15 protein-coding genes and 1 pseudogene are annotated in these 15,922 nt (G+C 72.3%); 11 read left to right on the top strand and 5 right to left on the bottom strand.

Features of this window, described 5'->3' with window-relative positions:
* Window positions 1-176 (top strand): annotated as a pseudogene (locus ACWC91_RS18225) (NAD-dependent deacetylase); the annotation flags it as partial.
* Here ACWC91_RS18225 and ACWC91_RS18220 read toward each other — a convergent pair.
* Both ACWC91_RS18220 and ACWC91_RS18215 read right to left on the bottom strand, forming a co-directional pair.
* Entirely contained in the window at window positions 173-655 is a 483-nt protein-coding gene (locus ACWC91_RS18220) for a methylated-DNA--[protein]-cysteine S-methyltransferase (protein WP_225078215.1), read from the bottom strand. The pseudogene ACWC91_RS18225 and the gene ACWC91_RS18220 sit on opposite strands and share 4 nt — an antisense overlap.
* A gap of 12 nt (window positions 656-667) precedes the next feature.
* Complete coding sequence (locus ACWC91_RS18215) at window positions 668-2,173, bottom strand: AlkA N-terminal domain-containing protein (protein WP_281154240.1); 1,506 nt, start codon at window positions 2,171-2,173, stop codon at window positions 668-670.
* Between the two features lie 258 nt (window positions 2,174-2,431).
* Between ACWC91_RS18215 and ACWC91_RS18210 the strand changes: the two genes are divergently transcribed.
* The 10 genes from ACWC91_RS18210 to pqqE all read left to right on the top strand — a co-directional run bounded on the left by ACWC91_RS18210 (window position 2,432) and on the right by pqqE (window position 12,534).
* The gene (locus tag ACWC91_RS18210; RefSeq protein WP_281154239.1) at window positions 2,432-3,013 is read left to right on the top strand and encodes a DUF488 domain-containing protein; all 582 of its coding nucleotides are present in this window, start codon (window positions 2,432-2,434) and stop codon (window positions 3,011-3,013) included.
* Between the two features lie 183 nt (window positions 3,014-3,196).
* The gene (locus ACWC91_RS18205) at window positions 3,197-4,591 is read left to right on the top strand and encodes a LytTR family transcriptional regulator DNA-binding domain-containing protein (RefSeq protein ID WP_450643284.1); all 1,395 of its coding nucleotides are present in this window, start codon (window positions 3,197-3,199) and stop codon (window positions 4,589-4,591) included.
* Between the two features lie 71 nt (window positions 4,592-4,662).
* Window positions 4,663-6,813 (top strand): catalase/peroxidase HPI, encoded by a 2,151-nt coding sequence (gene katG / locus ACWC91_RS18200; protein ID WP_450643300.1) that lies wholly within the window; start codon window positions 4,663-4,665, stop codon window positions 6,811-6,813.
* A 196-nt stretch (window positions 6,814-7,009) separates the two neighbouring features.
* Entirely contained in the window at window positions 7,010-7,471 is a 462-nt protein-coding gene (locus ACWC91_RS18195) for an MSMEG_3727 family PQQ-associated protein (RefSeq protein WP_225078218.1), read from the top strand.
* A 19-nt stretch (window positions 7,472-7,490) separates the two neighbouring features.
* The gene (locus ACWC91_RS18190; RefSeq protein WP_225078219.1) at window positions 7,491-9,191 is read left to right on the top strand and encodes a PQQ-dependent dehydrogenase, methanol/ethanol family; all 1,701 of its coding nucleotides are present in this window, start codon (window positions 7,491-7,493) and stop codon (window positions 9,189-9,191) included.
* 61 nt (window positions 9,192-9,252) lie between these two features.
* Window positions 9,253-9,360, top strand: a complete 108-nt coding sequence (gene pqqA, locus ACWC91_RS18185) for a pyrroloquinoline quinone precursor peptide PqqA (RefSeq protein ID WP_225078220.1) — start codon at window positions 9,253-9,255, stop codon at window positions 9,358-9,360.
* Between the two features lie 128 nt (window positions 9,361-9,488).
* Window positions 9,489-10,379 (top strand): pyrroloquinoline quinone biosynthesis protein PqqB, encoded by an 891-nt coding sequence (gene pqqB, locus ACWC91_RS18180; protein ID WP_376505183.1) that lies wholly within the window; start codon window positions 9,489-9,491, stop codon window positions 10,377-10,379.
* 4 nt (window positions 10,380-10,383) lie between these two features.
* Complete coding sequence (pqqC, locus tag ACWC91_RS18175; RefSeq protein WP_141356841.1) at window positions 10,384-11,082, top strand: pyrroloquinoline-quinone synthase PqqC; 699 nt, start codon at window positions 10,384-10,386, stop codon at window positions 11,080-11,082.
* 5 nt (window positions 11,083-11,087) lie between these two features.
* Window positions 11,088-11,417 carry a pyrroloquinoline quinone biosynthesis peptide chaperone PqqD gene (gene pqqD / locus ACWC91_RS18170; protein ID WP_281154238.1) on the top strand — a complete coding sequence of 110 codons (330 nt, stop codon included), beginning with the start codon at window positions 11,088-11,090 and terminating at the stop codon, window positions 11,415-11,417.
* Window positions 11,410-12,534, top strand: coding sequence for a pyrroloquinoline quinone biosynthesis protein PqqE (pqqE, locus tag ACWC91_RS18165; protein WP_225078223.1), 1,125 nt, complete (start codon window positions 11,410-11,412; stop codon window positions 12,532-12,534). The genes pqqD and pqqE overlap by 8 nt, the downstream gene beginning before the upstream one ends.
* A 148-nt stretch (window positions 12,535-12,682) precedes the next feature.
* Here the strand turns inward: pqqE and ACWC91_RS18160 are convergent, their stop codons facing one another.
* From ACWC91_RS18160 to ACWC91_RS18150, 3 genes are all read right to left on the bottom strand, one after another.
* Window positions 12,683-13,222 carry a manganese efflux pump MntP gene (locus ACWC91_RS18160; RefSeq protein WP_450725968.1) on the bottom strand — a complete coding sequence of 180 codons (540 nt, stop codon included), beginning with the start codon at window positions 13,220-13,222 and terminating at the stop codon, window positions 12,683-12,685.
* Between the two features lie 142 nt (window positions 13,223-13,364).
* The gene (locus ACWC91_RS18155; protein ID WP_376504824.1) at window positions 13,365-13,877 is read right to left on the bottom strand and encodes an O-acetyl-ADP-ribose deacetylase; all 513 of its coding nucleotides are present in this window, start codon (window positions 13,875-13,877) and stop codon (window positions 13,365-13,367) included.
* On the bottom strand, window positions 13,874-15,283 hold the full coding sequence (locus ACWC91_RS18150) for a phytoene desaturase family protein (protein WP_225078226.1): 1,410 nt from the start codon (window positions 15,281-15,283) through the stop codon (window positions 13,874-13,876). Before ACWC91_RS18150 ends, ACWC91_RS18155 begins: the two co-directional genes overlap by 4 nt.
* Window positions 15,284-15,922: the final 639 nt, after the last annotated feature.

Raw genomic sequence — 15,922 nt, 5'->3', positions numbered from 1 at the left:
TCCAGCCCGCCGCCGGACTCGCAGGAGTGGCCGCCGACCACGGCGCCCGGCTGATCATCGTCAACGCCGAGCCGACACCGTACGACGACATCGCCGACCAGGTCGTACGCGAGCCGATCGGTACGGCGCTTCCCGCGCTGCTGCGCGGGCTGTGGGACGGCTCGCACGGCGGCTAGAAGAGGGCCGTTCCCCGTTCGAAGTCCAGCAGGCGCCGCTTTCTGGGCAGGCCGCCGCCGTAGCCGGTGAGGCTGCCGCCCGCGCCGATCACGCGGTGGCAGGGGACGATGATGCCGATGGGGTTCTTTCCGTTGGCGAGGCCGACCGCGCGGGAGGCGCCCGGGTTGCCGAGGGCGGTGGCGAGTTCGCCGTAGGAGCGGGTCTCGCCGTAGGGGATCTTCCGCAGCTGGTCCCAGACCGTGCGCTGGAACGGGGTGCCGTGCAGGCGCAACGGGACGGTGAACTCCTTCAGTTCGCCCGTGAAGTAGGCCTCCAGCTGGTCGACGGCCTCGCCGAAGGGGCCGTCGTCGGGCTCGCCGAAGGACTCCTCGGGCGGGCGGTGGCGCTGGTCGGTCATGTACAGGCCGCACAGGACGCCGTCGTCGGCGACGAGGGTGAGCAGGTCGTACGGGCTGTCGATCACGGTGTACTGCTTCATGGCGGAACGTCCTCAGACGGGAAGGAAGTTGATCGGGTGGCTGTCGGTCGCCCACAGGTACTGCACGGCGTACGCCCGCCAGGGCCGCCAGGCCGCCGCGCGGGCGGTGAGCGCGGCCGGGGTGGACGGCAGGCCGAGTTCCCGTGCCGCGCGCCGGATGCCGAGGTCGGTGGGGAGGAAGGCGTCAGGGTCGCCCAGGGCGCGCATGGCGATGACATCGGCGGTCCAGGGGCCGAATCCGGGGAGTGCCAGGAGGCGGGCGCGGGTCTCCTCCCAGTCGCTTTCCACACCCAAGTGCAGTGTTCCGTCCGCGAGTTGACCGGCCAGGGTGAGCAGTGTCGTACGACGGGTGCGGGGCATCGCCAGCGACTCGGGATCGAGGGCGGCCAGTGCCTCGGGGGCGGGGAAGAGGTGGGTGAGGCCGCCTTCGGGGTCGTCGACGGGCTCGCCGTGCGCGGCGGCCAGGCGGCCCGCGTGGGTGCGGGCGGCGGCCGTGGAGACCTGCTGGCCGAGCACGGCCCGCAGCGCGAACTCGCCCTCGTCCACGGTGCGCGGCACTCGTCGGCCGGGGGCCTTGTCGACCAGGGGCGTGAGGAACGGGTCGGTGCGCAGTTGGTCGTCGATGGCGACCGGGTCGGCGTCCAGGTCGAGCATGCGCCGGCAGCGGCTGATGGCGACCGGAAGGTCCCGCAGGTCGCCGAGGGTGAGGCGGCAGGCGATGTGGTCCGGCTTCGGGGTCAGCGTGGCGATCCCGTGGCCGTAGGGCAGGCGCAGGGTCCTGCGGTAGGCGCCGTCGCGCCACTCCTCGACGCCGGGTACGGCGGTGGCCGCGAGGTGGCCGAAGAGGTTGTCCGGGTTGAGCGGGGCGCGGAACGGCAGGCGCAGGGAGAGGGCGCCGGGGGTTCCCGGGGCGCCGGGGCGCGTGCCGGTCCCGGTGGGCCGCCCGGGGGCGCGGGTGCGCAGTCCGCTGGGCGACAGGGCGAACACCTCGCGCACGGTGTCGTTGAAGGTGCGGATCGAGGAGAAGCCGGCGGCGAAGGCGATCTCCGCCATGGGCAGGGCGGTGGTCTCGATCAGCAGCCGGGCGGTCTGGGCGCGCTGGGCGCGGGCGAGCGCGAGCGGTCCGGCGCCGAGTTCGGCGCGGAGCTGGCGTTCGATCTGGCGGGTGCTGTAGCCGAGGCGGGCGGCGAGTCCGGGCACGCCCTCGCGGTCGACGACCCCGTCGGCGATCAGCCGCATCGCGCGGGCCACGGCGTCGGCGCGCTGGTTCCACTCCGGTGAGCCGGGGCTGGTGTCGGGGCGGCAGCGCTTGCAGGCCCGAAAGCCGGCCTGCTGGCAGGCGGCCGCGCTCGGGTAGAAGGTCATGTTCTCCGGCTTGGGCGGCACCACCGGGCAGCTGGGCCGGCAGTAGATGCGGGTGGTCAGGACGGCGGTGAAGAACCAGCCGTCGAACCGCGCGTCCTTGGACTGAACGGCGCGCACACAGCGCTCCCGGTGGGTGTGCATCCCTTTCTGCATGCGTCCAGCATCCGGCACCGGGCACGCCGGGGCTGGCGGGAATCCGACATCGTCCTCGTGTGTCCTGGGTCCGTGGCGATCGCTTCCTGCATCCGTGGTGATCGTGTCCTGGGTCCGTGGCGAGCGTATCGACCTGTGGCGATCGCTCCGTGGCGATCGCAGCGCCCCGCAGCGACCCGTAGCGACCGATCGCGGCGATCACCCTGGGAGGGACGAGGTCCTCCGGCGCTCCGGAGGCATGAAGACGATCCTGGAGGAATGGAGCAGCAGCCGCTCGTCACCTTCGGGCACGGTACGGCGGACCGCGAACGCCTCACGGAGCTGATCCGCGAGGCGGGGATCGCCGCCGTGGTGGACGTCAGGACCGCGCCCGGAAGCCGTCACAACCCGGACGTGGGCCGGGAGAGGCTGCTGCGGTGGCTGCCCGAGTGCGGGACCGCCTACCGCTGGGAACCGCGACTGGGCGGATTCCGCAAAGTGCCTCCGGACTCGCCGGACACCGTCTGGCGCAACGAGGCCTTCCGCGGTTACGCCGCGCACACGCGCACGGGCGAGTTCCTCGACGCGATCGCCCAGCTCCTCGACGAGGCCGCGCGGCGGCGGACGGCCGTCATGTGCGCGGAGGCGGTCTGGTGGCGTTGCCACCGCCGTGTCATCGCCGACTTCGTCGTGCTCGCCCGCGGACGGCCCGTCGTGCACCTGATGCACGACGGGCGGCTCGTCCCCCATCGGCTCGGCGACGGAGTACGTCTGCGCGAGGACGGACTGCTCGTCTACGACGGCCGCCGGTCCTCGGACCGGCCCGAAGAGGGACGTGCACGGCCCGACGACGGAACCTAGTGCCGCGGCAGGCAGCGTTTGTCCGTCACGGAGCGGCGTCCGGTGCCTGCTCTGGGGGTCCCCTGCTCGAAGAACTCGGGGGAGCGTGCCGGGCGTCGCGACGGGGCGAACGTTGCCTGTCGGGGAACTAGGGTGGGGGATGCAGGTCTGGGGGTGGAGAGGGACCAAGGACGGTTCTGAACCATGAGGGATGTACATCGGCTCGAGCCCGTCTCGGCGAACCTGGGCAGCGGCACCGTGCTCGCGGCGTGGGAGCGGTTCGTGCAGGGCGAGGACCACGTCCCGGACGTCCGGCCCCTGGTGGCGATCTCCTGGCACCGCTGCCGGGAGCAGTACCGGGTGGATCCCCACCTCACGCGGGCCCCGGTGGCCGTCGCGGAGCCCGACCACACGCCCGAGCACGACGTCGTGTTCGCCGAGCTGGGTTTCCGTGCCGCCTCCGTCGCCCACGAGGTGGGCAGCCTCGGTGGCGTCGTCACCGTCACCGACGCCACCGGCAGGGTCCTGGCCGAGTGGGGTGACCAGACCACGCTCGCCCGGGCCGGCGAGGCCAATCTGGCGCCCTGGTTCTGCTGGTCCGAGTGCGCGGTCGGCACGAACGGCATGGGCACGGCGCTGGAGGCGCACGGACCGGTGCCGATCAGGGGCGCGGAGCACTGGTGCCAGGCGTTCCACGACTGGGTCTGCGCGGGCGTCGCGGTGCGTGACGTGGTGACCAAGGACCCGATCGCGGTCATGAGCATCTGCTGCTGGCGCAGCCCGCTGCCCGCGTCCGCAAGCGGCTGGCTGGCGAACGCGGTCACCATGACCCAGTACCCGTTGAAGAGGCGCGCCCGGGACAGCGGCGCCGAGCTGGTCGCGGCCTGCACGCAGGCCAGGGGGCGCTCCGGTGCGGCGCTCGCCGCGGTGGACACGGCGGGCAAGGTGGTGATCGCCGACGACATGGCGAGCGTGCTCCTGGGCGTCCCCGCCTGCACCCCGGCGGTCGACCCCACATTGCGCTGGAAGCCCGGGCTGCCGGAGCTGATCGCGGCCGCCCGGTACGCCACGGGGCAGGCGGCCCACAATCCCGACTGGGTCGGCTCGACGCAGATCTTCGCCCATCTCGCCGACGAGCCGACGTCGATCGGCATCCGGCCCGTCTTCTCGTCGGGGCGCCTGATCGGGCACCTGGTCTCGTTCGGTGCCTCCGATGGGGCGCAGGTGCCGCAGGTGGAGGGACCCGCGCATCCCCGGGTGCCGCCGCGCCGGCTGGTCGCGGTGCGCGACAACCGGCTGGTGCTGCTGCGGCTGCCGGAAGTCTCCTTCGCCGAGTCGCGGGGCAACGACGTGTGGCTGTCCACCGATCAGGGGCGGCTGCGGGCCGCCTCCGTGAGCCTGGACAAGCTCGACAGTGAGCTGGCGGATGCCGGATTCCTGCGGGTGCACCGCCGGTATGTGGTGAATCTCGGCCGCATCCGGGAGATCGAGCGCGGGCTCAAGGGCGAGCTGTCCCTGGTCATGGACGGCCGGACCAGCGAGATGGTGCCGGTCTCCCGGCGGAACGCGCCGGCCGTGCGTCGCGCGCTGGACCTCTGAGTCCCCCGGCACAACGCTGTTCCCGGAAGGAGGGTCCCGTGACGGACAGTCGGGACGCCGTGGCCGGCGCGATGAACCCCGGGGGCGCGAGCAACCGCGACTGGTGGCCGGACCGGCTCGACCTGGCGGTCCTCCGGAAGCACCCCGCCATGGCCGACCCCATGGGCGAGGGCTTCGACTACGCCGCGGAGTTCCGGACGCTCGACCTCGACGCCGTGGCGCGGGACGTCGACGAGGTGCTGACGACGTCGCGGGAGTGGTGGCCGGCCGACTTCGGACACTACGGGCCGCTCGTGATCCGGATGGTGTGGCATTGCGCCGGGACGTACCGCGTCGACGACGGCCGTGGTGGCGCGGGCGCCGGCATGCAGCGTTTCGCGCCGCTGAACAGCTGGCCGGACAACCGCAACCTCGACAAGGCGCGCCGGCTGCTGTGGCCGGTGAAGAAGAAGTACGGCCGCAGGATCTCCTGGCCGGACCTGATGGTCTTCGCGGGCAACCGCGCCCTGGAGACGATGGGCTTCACGACCTTCGGCTTCGCCGGTGGCCGTGCGGAGGTCTGGGAGCCCGACGAGGACGTCTACTGGGGTCCCGAGCGCGCCTGGCTCGGCGACGAACGCCACGGGGGCGTGCGGAAGCTGGAGAGCCCGCTGGCCGCCGACCAGATGGGCCTCATCTACGTCAACCCGGAGGGTCCGAACACCGTCCCGGACCCACTCACCGCCGCCCGGGACATCCGCGAGACGTTCCGGCGCATGGGGATGAACGACGAGGAGACCGTCGCGCTGATCGCGGGCGGCCACACGTTCGGCAAGACCCACGGCGTGGCCGACCCGGACACTTGCCTCGGCCCCGAACCCGAGCGCGCCCCGCTCGAACAGCAGGGCCTGGGCTGGAAGAGCGGGTACGGCACCGGAAAGGGAGCGGACGCCGTCTCCAGCGGGCTGGAAGGCACGTGGACGCCCACCCCGACGAGGTGGGACAACGGCTTCCTCGAGACCCTGTTCGGCTACGAGTGGGAGCTGGAGCTGAGTCCCGGCGGTCTGTGGCAGTGGATCCCGAAGGACGGCGGCGGGGCCGGCACCGTGCCGGACGCCCACGACCCGACGGCGACCCACGCCCCGACGATCCTGACGACGGACCTCGCGCTGCGGTCGGATCCGGTCTACGAGCCGATCGCGCGGCGCTTCCTGGAGCACCCGGACCAGCTCGCGGACGCGTTCGCACGCTCCTGGTTCAAGCTGACGCACCTCGACATGGGCCCGGTCCGGCGCTACCTCGGGCCGCTGGCCCCCCGGGAGACGCTGCGCTGGCAGGACCCGGTCCCCGCCGTGGACCACGAGCTGGTCGGGGCGGCGGACATCGCCGTGCTCAAGAGCCGGATCCTCGCCTCCGGGCTGTCGGTCTCCCAGCTCGTCTCGACGGCGTGGGCGTCGGCCTCGACGTTCCGCGTCAGCGACAAGCGGGGCGGGGCGAACGGCGCGCGCATCCGTCTGGAGCCGCAGCGGAACTGGGAGGTGAACGACCCCGGCACGCTGGCACGGGTGCTGCGCACCCTGGAGGAGATCCAGGAATCCTTCAACAGCGCCCAGACAGGGGACAAGAGGATCTCGCTGGCCGACCTCATCGTGCTCGGCGGAGCCGCCGCCGTCGAGCTGGCCGCCCGGACCGCCGGGCACGACGTCCAGGTCCCCTTCGCACCGGGGCGCACGGACGCCGCCCAGGAGTGGACCGACGTGGTGTCCTTCGCCCCGCTGGAGCCGGCCGCGGACGGGTTCCGCAACTACCGCGGCAAGGACGGCCGGCTGCCGTCGGAGCACTCGCTGGTCGACCGTGCGAACCTGCTGGACCTGAGCGCGCCCGAGATGACCGTCCTGGTGGGTGGCCTGCGGGTGCTGGGCGCCAACCATCGGCAGTCGCCGCTGGGTGTCTTCACCTCGGCGCCCGGGTCGCTGACCAACGACTTCTTCGTGAATCTGCTCGACATGGGCACGGAATGGAGCCCGACGTCCGCGACCGGGGAAACCTTCGAGGGCCGCGACCGCGCCACCGGCGAGGTCAAGTGGACCGGCAGCCGCTTCGACCTCGTCTTCGGCTCGGACTCCGAACTGCGCGCCCTCGCCGAGGTCTACGCGAGCGACGACGCGCGGGAGAGGTTCGTGCGGGACTTCGTCGCCGCGTGGGACAAGGTCATGAACCTCGATCGGTACGACCTCGCCTGATTCCTCCGCCCCTCCCGGCGGCGGCACTTCGGGTACGAACGGTGGCTGGTCGCGGACGAACGGCATGCGCCGCCCGGTGTGATTCCTCCGGCGTAGCGTGCTCTTTGATGAACAATTCTTTACCCTTTTCGGCGCGAATATATGGATTCGCGAATTCAAGGTCCCTTCGGATTCGGGTGAGGAGAGTGAAGCCCCGATGACGACCGCGCAGGAACGATCCAGCCTCCTCGACGAGATCGGGTTGGCCGGACAGAACAAGGCAGCGCTGGGGCAAGTGCTGGGAACCGGAACCATTGGGCAGGCCACCGTGAGGCCGGACGGCCGCATGGAGGCCACCATTCGCATCCACCCGGACGAGCTGGCCTGGGATCCCTCCATTCTGGTCATGCCCCATGGAGGCGATATCGAGCTCGAACTCGTCAATGACGACGGGAACACGCACTGTGCGCTCCTGCCCAGCAACGGCGACCGGAAGTTCATCTGGCTGGTGAACCATTCGCGAGGACGGGCGGCCCTCAACCTCGACGGACCGGGCTACTACTGGTTCGGCTCCCCCACCGGCAATGACGAGGGCCGGGGTCTGACCGGGGCCATCGTCGTCATGGGTGACGCTCCGCCGGAGGCCCGCCTCGACCGTCCCGAACAGCCGCGGCCGTAGGAATAAGGAGGTGGAGCACATGGCCGTCGAGTACGTGGACGCGGGCTGGGCCGTCGACCAGGGAAGCCTGAGCGGCAAGATCGCGGGCGGGGACGTCGCGCCGCCCGTGGTGGCCGGGGTCGACTACGAACGCCTGCTCAACGCCCGCGAGGAGCCCCAGAACTGGCTCACCTACTACGGCGCCTACGACGGGCAGCGGTACAGCCCGCTGGACCAGATCAACACGGAGACCGTCAAGCGCATGGTCCCCGCGTGGGTCTTCCAGGCCGGCACGACCGGACTGATCGCGGGCGCGTCGACCTACTCCTTCGAGGCAGCACCGATCGTCGTCGACGGGGTCATGTTCCTCTCCGGCTGGGACGGCTGGGTCTGGGCCCTCGACGCGAAGACCGGTGTGGAGATCTGGCGGTACAAGCACGCGGTCCCCTTCGACGTTTCCCTGTGCTGCGGGAACGTCAACCGCGGGGTCGCCGTGGCGCAGGGGAAGGTCTTCTTCGTCACCGCGAACGCCCGTGTGCTCGCGCTCGACGCCACCACCGGCAAGCGGGTCTGGGACAGGACCTACGGAGACGTCCGCGCCGGGGAGAGCGCCACCCTCGCCCCGCTGGTCGTGAAGAACCTGCTCATCGTCGGCAGTTCCGGCGGCGAGTTCGGCGTACGGGGCCACCTCGACGCGTTCGACCTCGAGACCGGCGAGCACCAGTGGCGCTGCTACACGGTGCCGAAGCCCGGGGAGCCCGGCTCGGAGACCTGGCCCGCCGACGGCGAGGCCTGGGCCCGGGGCGGGGCGAACTGCTGGGTCACCGGCACCTTCGACCCGGAGACGAACCTGCTGTACGTCGGCACCGGCAACCCGGCGCCCGACTTCGACGGAGCCGTCCGCGAGGGCGACAACCTCTTCACCGACTGCATCATCGCCGTCGACGTGGACAGCGGTCAGATCCGCTGGCACTACCAGTGCACCCCGCACGACGTGTGGGACTACGACAGCATCGCCGAGTGCATCCTGTTCGAGCGGGACGGACGCAAACTGCTCGGGCACTTCGACAAGAACGGCTACTTCTTCGTCCTCGACCGCACGAACGGCGAGAGGGTCGGGATCACTCCGTTCGTGGACCGCATCACCTGGGGAGCGATCACGAGGGACGGCCAGGTGACGGCGAAGGCGTACCCGGACAAGGAGGGAGTGCCGGTCCACTTCTACCCGGGTCCGGCCGGTGCCAAGGAATGGACGCACGCGGCCTACAGCCCGAAGACCGGGCTCTTCTACGTCCCGGTCCAGGACACCGGGGCCACGGCCACCCGGCGGCGCCGGGAGTTCAAGGAGAGCATTCCGTACTGGGGCGCGGGCGTTCAGGTGGACATCGAGGACATGGCCGGGTCCATCAGCGCGTTCGACGCGAGCGGCGAGGAGAAGTGGCGCTGGCGCAACGAACTCCCGATGTGCGCCTCGGTGCTGGCCACCGGCGGCGACCTGGTGTTCGCCGGTGAGGCCTCCGGGGAGTTCAACGCGCTCGACGCCCGTACCGGGGAACTGCTGTGGCAGTTCCAGTGCGGAAGCGGCCACCACAGCAGCCCGACCACCTACATGGTCGACGGCAGGCAGTACATCGCCGTGCCCGTCGGCTGGGGCGGATGGGCCGAGGGATTCCTCCCCGGCATGCTCGGCGCGGGGCACGGAAGCGCCCTGATGGTCTTCGCCCTCCCGGAATCGCCGTAGCGCGTGACCGGAACCTGCCCCGTTCGGGCGGAGAGGATCCGGGCGGAGAGGAGGTGAATCCATGGAGTCTCAAGTGCTGGAAGCGCTCGAAGTGTGGGAGACGCCCGAGTTCGAGGAGATCGCGGTCGCGGCCGAGGTGACCATGTACGTCGCCCGGATGGAGGACTAGCGGACTGGCGGACTGGCGGACGTGGGACGGCGCCGGACCCGGTCCGGCGCCCTCCAAGGGTCCAGTACGGCCACGGAGCACCGGGCCGGGCGACGGACCCGGACCTCTTCGACGAACGGAGTGCCGGCGTGTTGCTGCGCGTGCTGGGCTCGGCGGCGGGGGGCGGCTCCCCGCAGTGGAACTGCGGCTGCCCGGTGTGCGCCGCGGTCCGCTCCCGGGGCCTCGCGCGCACCCAGTCGTCGGTCGCGGTCAGCGCCGACGGCAACCGGTGGTTCCTCATCAACGCCTCGCCGGACGTCCGCGCCCAGATCGAGGCCTCCCCCGCACTGCACCCGCACGACGACCGGACGACGCCGCTGGAGGCGGTGCTGCTCACCGACGCCGAGCTGGACCACACGCTGGGCCTGCTGCTGTTGCGCGAGGCCCACGCCCTGCGGCTGTACGCCACGCCGGCGGTGCGCGAGACCCTCTGCGTCGGCTCGGGAATCCTGCGCACCCTCGAACGCTACTGCCCGGTCGAGTGGCGGGCGGTGACCCCCGGCGCCGGCCTGGACCTGGCCCTGGCGGACGGGCTGTCCTGCCGGGCGTTCGACGTGCCCACCGGCAAACGCGACCGGTTCGGAACCGGCCAGGACCACGGCCGCGTAGTGGGCTATCGGCTGACCGACGAGCGCACCGGCGGGACGCTGGTGTACCTGCCGGGGGTGCAGTCGCTGGCGCCGGCGGTGCGCGGGGAGATCGAGGGCTGCGCATGCCTGCTGATCGACGGGACCTGCTGGCGCGACGACGAACTCGTACGCCTCGGTCTGGCCGGCAGGACGTCCAGGGAGATGGGCCATCTGCCCATCGACGGCCCGGACGGCAGCCTGGCGCAGCTCCCGTCGCTGGGCGTGCGGCGGACGGTCTTCGTGCACATGAACAACACCAACCCGATCCTTCTGGAGGACACTCCCGAGCGTCGTATCGTGGAGACGAGCGGCATGGAAGTGGCCACGGACGGCCTAGAGGTCCAGGTGTAGAGCCGTGACGACAACGACCACGAGAACCGGCGCCGACGGCTTCGTCGAGGCGTTGCGGGCCCACTCGCGCCGATACCACGACCAGCACCCGTTCCACGTCCGGATGAACGCCGGCCGGCTGAGCCGCCGGCAGGTCCGGGGCTGGGTGGCCAACCGCTTCTACTACCAGGAGAACATCCCCCGCAAGGACGCCGCGATCCTCTCCAACTGCCCCGACCTGGAGGTCCGGCGCCGCTGGATCCGGCGGATCACCGACCACGACGGCACCGCCGCCGGCGAGGGCGGCATCGAGGCGTGGCTGCGCCTCGGCGAGGCCGCGGGGCTGACCCGCGAGGAGGTCAGGGACCACCGGCACCTGGTGCCCGGGGTGCGGTTCGCCGTCGACGCCTACGTGAACTTCGCCCGGACCCGCCCGTGGGTGGAGGCGGTGGCGTCCTCGCTCACCGAGCTGTTCGCGCCCGATCTGATGGCGGCGCGGCTGGCCGCGTTCGAGCGGTGGTACCCGTGGATCGACCCCGAGGGCCTGGCCTACTTCCGTACCCGGCTGGAGCAGGCGCCCCGCGACTGCGAGCACGCCCTCGAAGTGGTCACGGCGCACTGCCTCTCCGCCGAGTCCCAGGCACGCGCCGTCGACGCGCTGTCGTTCAAGTGCGACGTCCTGTGGAGCCTGATGGACGCCGTCGACCAGGCCTATCCGGAGTGACCACCATGGACCCGACCCCCACCGGAACGACCCGGACCGCATCCGGGACCCGCCCCTTCGTCGAGGTGACCGGCACGGACCGGCCCCGCCTGGCACGCCATGTCCGGCTGGCCTACTCGCGGACCAGGCAGCGTCCGGTCCTGCTGCACCCCGAGACGGTGGTGGTGCTGAACGGCAGCGGCGCGGAGATCCTCAAGCTGTGCGACGGGCTGCACACCGTGGCCGAGATCATGGCCGAGCTGGGCACCCGCTACGAGTCCGTCCCCGACGGCGAGGTGCGGCGGTTCCTGGCCCGGCTCGTCGACCGGCGCTGGGTGGAGCTCGCCGATGGATAGCCCGTTCGGGTTGCTCGCCGAGCTCACCTACCGCTGCCCGCTGGCCTGCCCGTACTGCTCCAACCCGCTGAACCTGGGCGACCACCGGGACGAGCTGACCACCGACGAGTGGCGGCGGGTGCTGGCCGAGGCCGGCGACCTGGGCGTGCTCCAGTGCCACCTGTCCGGCGGGGAACCGCTGCTGCGGCGCGACCTGGTGGAGATCGTGGCGGACGCCCACGACCTGGGCCTCTACACCAACCTCATCACCAGCGCCGTCGGGTTCTCGCGTCCGAAAGCCGAGCGGCTGCGGGCCGCCGGCCTGGACCACGTGCAGGTCAGCATCCAGGCCGACGAGCCGGCCGTGTCCGACCGGATCGCCGGGATCCCGTCCTTCGAGCGCAAGGTCGAGGCGATGGGCTTGGTCAAGGAGCTGGGCTGGCCGCTCACCGTGAACGTGGTGCTGCACCGGTACAACATCGACCGCGTCGGCGACATCCTCGGGCTGGCCGAGAAGGTGTGCGCCGACCGGGTGGAGCTGGCCAACACCCAGTACTACGGCTGGGCCTGGCGGAACCGTGACGCGCTGCTGCCGAGCCGCGCCCAGCTCCAGGCGGCCGAGGTCGTCGTACGGGCCGCCCGCGAGCGGTTGCGGGACCGGATGGACGTCATCTACGTCCTCCCCGACTACTACAGCCGCTACCCGAAGCCCTGCATGAGCGGCTGGGCCTCCCGGCAGCTGACCGTGACGCCGAACGGTGACGTCCTGCCCTGCCCTGCCGCCCAGTCCCTGCCGTTGCCGCGGGCCAGCGTGCGGGAGGACTCGCTGGCGCGGATCTGGACCGACGCCCCGGTGATGACCGCGTTCCGGGGTACCGACTGGATGCCGGAACCGTGCCGGAGCTGTCCCCGGCGGGAGGTGGACTTCGGCGGGTGCCGCTGCCAGGCGTTCCTGCTCACCGGCGACGCCGCCCGCACCGACCCGGTCTGCCATCTGTCGCCCGACCACGATCTGGTCGCCCGGGCGGTCGAGGCCGCCAACGCCGGCTCGCGCGCCGAGGCCCTTCGGCTGATCCCCCGCTCGCACCGGGGCCGCCGGCCGGGTCGAGTGGGCCGGGCCGCCTCCGGGGCCGAGTGAGCGGTCGCAGAACCGGTCCCGCGGCAGGCAACGTCTGCCCTTCGAGGAGCGGCGTCCGGTGCGTGCTCTGGGGGTCCCCCTGCTCGAAGAACTCGGGGGAGCGTGCCGGGCGTCGCGACGGGGCGAACGTTGCCCGTCGGGGCACTAGCTAGCCGCCGAACGCCAACGGCAGCACCGCCGCCGCGATGATCAGGCTGACCCCGCTCACCAGGTCCGCGCGGATCCGGATGAGGCGCGCCGCGGCCCGCCCGAGCCGGATCCCGATCAGCGACATCACCGCCGTGACGAGGCCGAAGACGGGGGCCGAGAACCACGGCGAGAGCCCGAGGATGCCCAGGCTCGCACCGGCGACGAGGTTGTCCAGGCTCAGCGTCAACGGGATGCCGAACAGCGCCCACGGGTGGTCCAGCTCGTCCGGCTCGGGGTTCCGGAGGGACGAGATGACGAGGTAGAGGCCGTACCCGCCGAGCGCGATCGCGCCCACCACATCGGCGACGCCCCCGACGGCCTCCCCGATTTCGCGGCCGATGAGCAGCCCGACCAGCGGCGTGACCGCGTCCCACAGCCCGAAGGTCAGCGCGACCTGCATCGCGCGCTTCAGACCGAAGGGGACGGTGCCGAGCGCTATCGACACCCGGAAATTGTCAAGGCTGAGTACGAAACCCAGGCCCAGCATCTCCCAGATCATCGCGACGTCACTGCCCCGACGTCACTGCCCGATGACGACCGACGCCGGCGTGAGCGGCTGTGCCTCGGCTCCTACCCGCCATAATCAGCCATGATAGATGGCGATTTGCCGGAGTTCCGCCTCGTGCCGGGGGGTAGTCGGGTCAGCCGACGCGTGCGGCGAACGCCTCGTAGGCCCGGTCGTCGAAGAGGACGAAGCGGACCTCTTCGACCGAGGTGCCGGTCTCCCTCACGGTCTCCACCGCGATCCGGGCCGCGTCGTCCATCGGCCAGCGGTAGACGCCGGTGGAGATCGCCGGGAACGCCACGGTGCGGGCGCCCAGCTCGTCGGCGACGCCGAGGGACGCGCGGTAGCAGGAGGCCAGCAGGTGCGAGCGGTCCTCGGTGCGGCTGTGGACGGGGCCGACGGTATGGATCACCCAGAGGGCGTCCAGTTCGCCGGCCGTGGTGGCGACGGCCTGGCCCGTGGGCAGGCCTTTGCCGTAGCGGGAGGCGCGCAGGGCGCGGCACTCCTGGAGGATCGCGGGGCCGCCGCGGCGGTGGATGGCGCCGTCGACGCCACCACCCCCGAGGAGGGAGGAGTTGGCGGCGTTGACGATCGCGTCGGCGCGCTGCCTGGTGATGTCGCCCTGGACGAGCGTGATGACGGTGGTCATGTCTGCCGCAGCCTCCTCCAGACGGCCTTCGCGGCGTTGTGCCCCGACATGCCGTGCACTCCGGGGCCGGGCGGGGTGGCCGACGAGCAGATGTAGACGGCCGGGTGCGGGGTGCTGTACGGGAACAGCGACGGTTTCGGGCGCAGCAGGATCTGGAGCCCGGAGACCGAGCCGGTGGCGATGTCGCCGCCGACGTAGTTGGCGTTGCGGGCGGCGACCTCGGGCGGGCCGGCGGTGGCGCGGGCGAGTACGCGGTCGCGGAAGCCCGGGGCGAAGCGTTCCAGCTGGCGTTCCACGGCGTCGGTGAGGTCGCCGGTCCAGCCGTTGGGGACATGGCCGTACGCCCAGAAGACCTGCTTGCCCGCGGGGGCGCGGGTGGGGTCGGCGACGCTGGGCTGGACCGTGATGAGGAAGGGCCGGTCGGGGGCGCGGCCCTCGCGGGACGCGGCGCGCAGCGCGGTGCCGATCTCGGCGCTGTCCGCGCCGATCTGCACGGTGCCGGCGCCTCGGGGCTCCCGCGCGGTCCACGGCACCGGGCCGTCCAGGGCGTAGTCGATCTTGAAGACGCCGGGGCCGTAGCGGTAGCCGTCGTAGTAGCGGCCGAGGCCGGCGATGCGGGCCAGCGCGGTGGGCGAGGTGTCGAAGACGTACGCCCGCGCGGGTGGCAGGTCGTCGAGGCGTTTGACCTCGTAGTCGGTGTGCAGGGCGCCGCCGAGGTCCTTGAGGTACGCGGCGAGGGCGTCGGAGATCGCCTGGGAGCCGCCGCGGGCCACCGGCCAGCCGCGGGCGTGCGCGGCGAGTGCGAAGATCAGGCCGACGGCGCCGGTGGCGAAGCCACCGAGGGGGGCCATGACGTGGGCGACGAGACCGGCGAAGAGGGTCCTGGCCCGCTCGTCCCGGAAGCGGCGCATCAGCCACGTGGACGGGGGCAGGCCGACCAGGCCGAAGCGGGCCAGGGTGACCGGGTCGCGCGGGAGCGCGGTCAGGGGCAGCGACATGAAGTCGCGGGCGAGGGTGTCCCACCTGGGCAGGAACGGCTGGACCAGTCTGCGGTACGTGCCCGCGTCGCGCGGTCCGAAGGAGGCGGCCGTCTCGGCGACGGAACGGGCCAGCACGGCCGCGGTGCCGTCCGGGAAGGGGTGCGCCATGGGCAGCTCGGCGTGCAGCCACTCCAGGCCGTAGCGCTCCAGGGGCAGGGCGCGGAACGCGGGCGAGTTGACGCCGAGGGGGTGTGCGGCGGAGCAGGGGTCGTGCCGGAAGCCGGGCAGGGTGAGCTCCTCGGTGCGGGCACCGCCGCCCACGGTGTCCCGCGCCTCGAACACCGCCACGTCGAAGCCGCGGCGGGCGAGCTCCACGGCAGCGGTCAGTCCGTTCGGCCCCGCACCCACCACGACCGCATCGAGCATCGACGGCACCTTCGGACCCCCTAGTCAGCCGATGGCCACTCGGCCCCAGGATATGCCGCACCCCTGACACACCGGGGGCGGGGCAGCGGGCTCGGGAACGGGGCGGCGTCGCAGGGGATTGCCCCGGCGCCCTCGGGCGGTTGTGGTTGTTTGGGCAGGGCGGCCCTTGGGGACGGGGGCGGCCGCCTGGGAGGGCGGCCCTGGGAGGGCGGCCCTGGGAGGGCGGCCCTGGGAGGGCGGCCCTGGGAGGGCGGCCCAGGGAGGGCGGCCCAGGGAGGGCGGCCCAGGGAGGGCGGCCCAGGGAGGGCGGCCCAGGGAGGGCGGCCCAGGGAGGGCGGCCCGGAGGCAGGGCAGCCCGGAGGCAGGGCAGCCCGGAGGCAGGGCAGCCCGGAGGCAGGGCAGCCCGGAGGCAGGGCAGCCCGGAGGCAGGGCGGCCCTTGAGGACAGGGAAACCCTTGGGGACGGGGCGACCCGGAGGCAGCGCAGCCCTTGGGATGGGGAAGCCCTTGGGGACGGGGCGACCCCGGGAAGGGCGACCTCGGGAGGGCGACCCGGAGGCAGCGCAGCCCTTGGGATGGGGAAGCCCTTGGGGACGGGGCGACCCCGGGAAGGGCGACCTCGGGAGGGCGACCCGGAGGC

The sequence above is a fragment of the Streptomyces sp. NPDC001204 genome, assembly GCF_053598035.1.
This window is presented reverse-complemented; position numbering and strand designations above follow the sequence as displayed.